Below are 6,090 nucleotides of genomic sequence, written 5' to 3'. Positions count from 1 at the left end.
ATCAACGGATATTACAACAACGTTAGGCCGCATCATTATAATGCCGGTTTAGCGCCAAATGAATCTGAGGTTAGATATCAAGATTCTAAAACTGTGGCCAAATTTTATTGACCACTACAAGATCACTATTAAGTAGCCCCAAACTTATTTAACGGCTGAATAGCCTTTGAGCTATTAAAAAGATACAGAAAGGTACTACTCTAGGGCAACGCTTTTTTATACTAGTTATTAAATGTTTTGGTTAAATAAAAGTATGATCGAGGGATAAATGGATAAATAATAATTTTGATGTATGAAGTCAAGATTTGACCCTGGGGATCTCCCATATGAAGTCAAGATTTGACCCTGGGGATCTCCCAAAACGTGCCAAAGATAGGAAGCGTTTAAGTGTAAGTTTCATGGTTGGCCTTTTTGTTTCGCGCATAAAAAAACCTTCTAAGCGGGTTGTGAATATTTAGTATTAATTAGTCTATTCTTTTGTATTTTTGCGATTTAACTTCTTAATAATTTCTTTAGCTTTTATAAGCTCTGTTGGGCTTAGGGTGCCAAGATTGACTAATCTATCATCAATGAAAATTTTATTTAATTCCTTTAACCCTTCGGAGATTTCTATTAACCTTTGTCTGTAGATAGCGCTAACATTTTTATTAGTGACAAGCTCGGAGTCAATTGCCGTCAACTGCTTAGTAATCGCATCATTTTCAGCTTTAGCTTGAATTAATGAATTGTGAGATTCTAAATGTAGAGCATCAGCCTTTGAAATTTTTTCTTTCGATTCATGATAGGCTTTTTCAAAGTAATTTGATTTCTCTTGGGCACCTATTGTTTTGTTTATCTCAAGCGAAATTTCTTCTCTCGCCCTTATCAATTCTTTCCCTTGCTCTATTTCTTTCGCTTGGGCTTTTTCAAGTTTATCAGTTAATTCGTGCGCTCTTATTTTAGCCAAAGACAAATTATCTAAAACTGCAGTATGCTCATCATTAGAAACAACTTCTTTAAAATTTAACCTGTGAAGAATTTTATTAAACCAATTTCCAGCAAAACGCTTTAAGAACTCAGCAAGGTTATTAATCCAAGGTACAAATGCAATAATTAAAAAAGTTAAACCAAGCGGTTCTAAATAAAACCAGTCAAAAGGCAGCTTTGTAAGCTTTATACTTGGCTTTAAAGGTTCATATAAAAACCAATAAATAAGTTTCCAATTATACGAACAAGATACCCAAAAAAAAGTAAATATAAATGGGCTAGCTAGTCGTTCTCGGAAAAGATCTAAAGTACTACTATCTGCTTGAGGGGCCACAAAACATCCTTATAAAACAAAAATCCGCTCAGTAATAAACTAAACGGATTTCTTCAATATGGAAAATACTATATCAGTCTTGGGGGGGGTGCAAGTTAATCATCCCACCTCGGTCTTGATATATGACAATCGTTAATCCAATTAAACAACTGAGTTAAGCGAGCTGCTGCTTCTTCATAATCAATTAAATCTGAATTAATAGACTCCCATATACTTAATAAAACATCGGGAGCTTGCTCTGGAAGGTATGTATAAAAGTTACTACGCAACATATCAAACAACAATTTACCATTAGGGCTAGCGTCTTTGTTGTCCCATATAGATCCAGTTCCACCAATTCCCCAACCACAAAGCACAAACCCTAATTCCACGGTTTGCATACTGTCTTTATTTTCATTCCAAATTTCTACTTTAAACAACATAGCTTTACCTTAAATAGTATTTTTTATACTTCCTCGATGCATGCGCACAGAGCTGGCCACAACACCTTCTAAAGTGAACTCCTCACAACCTTTGAGTTTGTAAAGTTCGTATTCACCACTTGCAGACAGTAATTGATTATTTTTTAAGTCTGTTATTTTGTAAACATACTGACCGTTTAGTACAGCAACTATTAAATCACCATCAAATATACCAACGCCTTCCATTGAGCGACCGCTAGCTATACCGTAAAAAGTAACATCTTTATTCTTTTCGATTAAGCCTGATACGCCACTAGGTAAATTGGTGCAGTCATTTAGTTTATTAAAGTTGCTTTCCATCGACTCCCTCTTTGTAAATTGAATACTTCAGAGGATCGGTTATCTCTATAAGGTTAAAGCCATCGTAGCCAGTAGCTTGTTTTAGACGAAAATACATTGGATTTGCCGTTTTGTGAAAATCTTTCTCTGCCATTATAAGACGATTTATCTCCCATAAAAGCTCGAATTTATTTTCAATAATCTGGTCAGCAAAGAGTCCTGCTGCAGACATTGTTTTAAACTTTAAATGTTCAAGCTTATCTTTAATATTTACAAGCTTCTCATTTGTTATTTTGATGCCATCTATAACTACTTTCCTCATAAATTCTAATTCCTCAGGTGTATACATGTCTTTTTTACTAATACCAAACCTGCCGAATGCATCTATACCATTGTCCGAGTACTTACTCACATCAGGTTCATTGTTTTTCAAAATTTGTACCTGATAGTCATTAGTCATCTCCAATGTTTTATACTCATGTAAGCAAAAATATAACTCGTTTATTGAGGTTAATAACTTTTCAGCATTTTTATATTTATTTTGCTCAAGCCAATTACCAGCTGTTAACCATGCGGCTAAAAGCAACAACGTTGTTGCCCAAGAAATCAATAGTGTAAAAACCGCAGTTACGATGTCACTACTTGATCCCCAATTAGAGGTAGCAACATTATGATCATTCCACCAATAGCAACCATACAAAATAAAAAAATAAATAACTGTTATGATTACTGCACCTCTCTTGAACCATTTCATTTATTGGCATCCACCTTATCAGCCAAAGCTCTTAACTTATAAGCAAGTGTTGCTTTAGTGTCGTTCTTATTAAAATACGCTTCTAGGTATTCTGATTCAGTATCTATTCGCAATGTGAAGTTACAGTCTTCGCTATATCCAACCGGTATTACTGTTAAGTTGCTAAGTTTATATAGAATAGTTATCTCCTTATTTCATTATTACTGCGCAGTTTTTGCGCATTCAATCATATAATTAAGTGAAATTCTTTATTTTTAAAGCAATAAATGAATAACATTCATAGTTAAATACGCGCAAGGTGCGCATTTAAACAAGAACCTCTATATACTTTTCATATTTTTTAGGTAACAGCGCATACGCTCCCCAAAAATCCAACTTGCAAGCAAAGACAGTACCGCCTTCTAAATAAATCTTAGCTGAAAATAATAAATAACTACCTTTGGAGCTGAAAGAGATATGTTTTCGCAAATCAAATGATTTATCTGAATAGATTTTAAGAGTTCCATTGCTAGATTCAACTTCTATGACATTCCTATAGCTAAGATGACTAAACTTAATTATTTTCCCAAAAAACAAAGCTTCTTTATTAGGTAAGTCTTTCGTTAATTTTTTTGTAGAATACAGCTGATCGCTTAACAGCATTGGGTATTGGGAATTTGGAAAGAAAAAACCTCGCTTTAAATTTTCAGGAAAATTAGTACATAAGGCCATTACTGTCGAAATGTTAGAAGGAAGGCTAAATGAAGGTCCATTATGTCTAGCAATTGGTACTTCTGTTTGTGGCCCGATATTATCTTCAATCGCCGTTTTATTATATTCACCATTATCATCAATATCAGTACCACTATCTGAAGGTGGAGAAGCTTTCCATGCATTTATAATCGCTAACTCTTTATTCTCAATTGCTTTGACTGCAGATTCTTCATTCGTGTAATTCAAGCCCGGTTTAGCATTAACTCTCCAGCCACAACTACGACTTTCAGGATACTTTTTTTTTGAACCATGTTTAAAATGAGCTGTTATATTGTTTTTGGAAATACTATCTATATTAGGTGTCCTTGATAAAGGAGTAGCACAAACTGGACAAAACACTTTTCCCTTCATTAGCTGTGAAAACTCCTCAGGCGCTACTTCCTCAGAGAGTGGCTTAAGTTGTTCTTTACTGTATTCACCATATTTCCATACATCAGAGAAATATGCATATAAGATTCGATGTTCTTTCTTTTCCATCATCCTAGTACCTAATTAATAACCACTCACTATAGATATCAAAAGCGATCTTAAATTACTAGAAAATAATAAACACATCGTCACATAGCCTTACTTAAGGTTAAGCGACCTCTCCCATCTTCTGATGGATATTTTTAGAGCCAAAAGGGTCAAATATTGACTTCATACATCATAATTAATTAGCTGTTTATATTCGCCGAAACTCAAATACGTTATTGTGTCGGATAGCGCTTCGCTTATCCGACCTACATTTTCAAATATATAATGCGAGGTTATTGGGCCGTGGGTATTGGAGGTTCGTTTGAGCTCGTTGGGTTTCGCTGCGCTCTACCCAAACTTGTATCTCTTCTTGATGAGTGTTTGTCTTAAATTTTTACGCAGACAAAAATGGCGTTGCCTGAGCGCTCTGCCCATGGGGTTATTTTGTCGTAGTCATGTTCAAATATGTGGATTTCGAAGTACGGCTTTAGGGCTTCTTTAAGCTCGGTATAACTAAAAGCAACCATTGAGTGCTCGTCGTGCCATACGAGTGTTTTGTCTGCGGTGGTTTTTTCTATGCTGAGTTTTAATAACTGTTTACTGCCGCTGCCACTGTAGTGCCAACCAGAGCGAAATGTGAATAAGCTATTTTCGCTTGTTGCTGTGTGCTCTACAAATGAATCGCTGTCGATTTTGTTTTTATCAACCGTGTTAAAGCAAAATATTCCACCTACGTTTAATGCGCTGTGTACGCTAGCAAGGCATTCTTTTAGCTTATTAATGCCGTCGCAGTAATGGATTGAATACAAAAAGCAGGTAATTAAATCCAATTGCTCGGTTACTTTAAATTCACTCATGTTTTGCAACGAAAATTGCGCTTCTGGACAACGAACTTTTGCTTTATCGAGCATTGGCTGGTTTAAATCAAGCCCACTACTTTTATAGCCGTAATCAATAAAGTGGCGTACATGCGGGCCGGTGCCACATGCTAAATCGAGGTGGGTATTTGCGCCATTACCAAAAATTTGGTGCAGCCTGTGAATAGAATTGCTTTGGGCTTGATAATCTATATCTGCGCACATTAAGTCGTAGTAATCAGAAAGGTCGGTGTAAAGTGCATTTGCGGACATATAAGCCTAGTGGTAAGTAGTAGAATATTTTTAAGTCGCGCATAGTAAACTAATTAGCACAATTAACGAAGAAGATATGAGCTTTAGGGTAGATGTAATCTTAGGTTATAAAGTTCAGGCTATAAAGTACAGGGTTGTCGGATAGCGCTTTGCTTATACGGCCTGTGTATTTAAATATTATAGAGCGTTGTTATAAAACGGTGTGAAATTGGAGATTCGTTGGGTTTCGCTACGCTCTACCCAACCTACGTACTATAACTTTAAGCTACTCTTTAACTAATTCCTAAATACTTATGTACTTGTATTGATAGGCGCCAGTTTTTGGCAATACAGGTGTCGATTGCTAATTTGGTTGCCGATACTTTTTGGCTAATTGGCTGCAAGTAAACAAGCTTTGGGTTAACACCTGTTTTAACAAATAGTTCTTCTAACTCTTCTACGTGCTTTTGCATAGCAACGGGGTGTTTAATTTCGTTGGCACGCTTCATTGTGCTGGTAAGTACTTCATAACCACCGCGCATATTAATTTTTGGCGATACCGTTACCCATGTTTGCTCTGGGGCGAGTATTTCAAACGTACCGCTGGTTTCTATTTGTGTACTAAAGCCGTGTTCGTGTAATAAGTTACATACTGGGTTTAAATCAAACATGCATGGCTCGCCGCCGGTAATTACTACGTGCTTTGCGGTATAACCACGCGATTGAAACAACGCTAAAATTTGCTCTGCACTGGCGTTAGCCCAATGATCAGAGTCGGCTTTTTTTTCTACGGTTTCGTCCAGCGATACTTTATATACGTTATCAACATCCCAGGTTTGCTTAGTGTCGCACCAAGAGCAGCCTACAGGGCAACCTTGCAGACGTAAGAATATTGAGGGTGTGCCAGTAAAACTAGCTTCACCTTGAATGGTTTCAAACACTTCATTAATTTTGTACAAAAGAGATCTCACTTACTAC

7 protein-coding genes are annotated in these 6,090 nt (G+C 36.2%); all 7 read right to left on the bottom strand.

Translation table 11 applies throughout. The features are described 5' to 3' along the window. Positions 1-469: 469 nt before the first annotated feature. The 7 genes from I6F48_RS18315 to queE all read right to left on the bottom strand — a co-directional run bounded on the left by I6F48_RS18315 (position 470) and on the right by queE (position 6,071). Positions 470-1,300, bottom strand: coding sequence for a hypothetical protein (locus I6F48_RS18315; protein ID WP_197120015.1), 831 nt, complete (start codon positions 1,298-1,300; stop codon positions 470-472). A 95-nt stretch (positions 1,301-1,395) separates the two neighbouring features. Then, on the bottom strand, positions 1,396-1,722 hold the full coding sequence (locus I6F48_RS18310) for a hypothetical protein (protein WP_197120014.1): 327 nt from the start codon (positions 1,720-1,722) through the stop codon (positions 1,396-1,398). A 9-nt stretch (positions 1,723-1,731) separates the two neighbouring features. After that, the gene (locus I6F48_RS18305) at positions 1,732-2,061 is read right to left on the bottom strand and encodes a hypothetical protein (RefSeq protein WP_197120013.1); all 330 of its coding nucleotides are present in this window, start codon (positions 2,059-2,061) and stop codon (positions 1,732-1,734) included. Further along, positions 2,045-2,794, bottom strand: coding sequence for a hypothetical protein (locus I6F48_RS18300; RefSeq protein WP_197120012.1), 750 nt, complete (start codon positions 2,792-2,794; stop codon positions 2,045-2,047). Before I6F48_RS18300 ends, I6F48_RS18305 begins: the two co-directional genes overlap by 17 nt. Positions 2,795-3,100: 306 nt before the next feature. Next, entirely contained in the window at positions 3,101-4,027 is a 927-nt protein-coding gene (locus I6F48_RS18295) for a hypothetical protein (protein WP_197120011.1), read from the bottom strand. Positions 4,028-4,389: 362 nt separating this feature from the next. Then, positions 4,390-5,133 (bottom strand): class I SAM-dependent DNA methyltransferase, encoded by a 744-nt coding sequence (locus I6F48_RS18290; protein ID WP_197120010.1) that lies wholly within the window; start codon positions 5,131-5,133, stop codon positions 4,390-4,392. A 272-nt stretch (positions 5,134-5,405) separates the two neighbouring features. Continuing rightward, the gene (gene queE / locus I6F48_RS18285) at positions 5,406-6,071 is read right to left on the bottom strand and encodes a 7-carboxy-7-deazaguanine synthase QueE (protein WP_197120016.1); all 666 of its coding nucleotides are present in this window, start codon (positions 6,069-6,071) and stop codon (positions 5,406-5,408) included. Positions 6,072-6,090: the final 19 nt, after the last annotated feature.

It is taken from the genome of Pseudoalteromonas sp. SWYJ118 (assembly GCF_015864505.1).
GTDB classification, from domain to species: Bacteria; Pseudomonadota; Gammaproteobacteria; order Enterobacterales; family Alteromonadaceae; genus Pseudoalteromonas; species Pseudoalteromonas arctica.
Note: the sequence above shows the minus strand (reverse complement) of the source record. Positions and strands in the feature narration are given on the sequence as shown.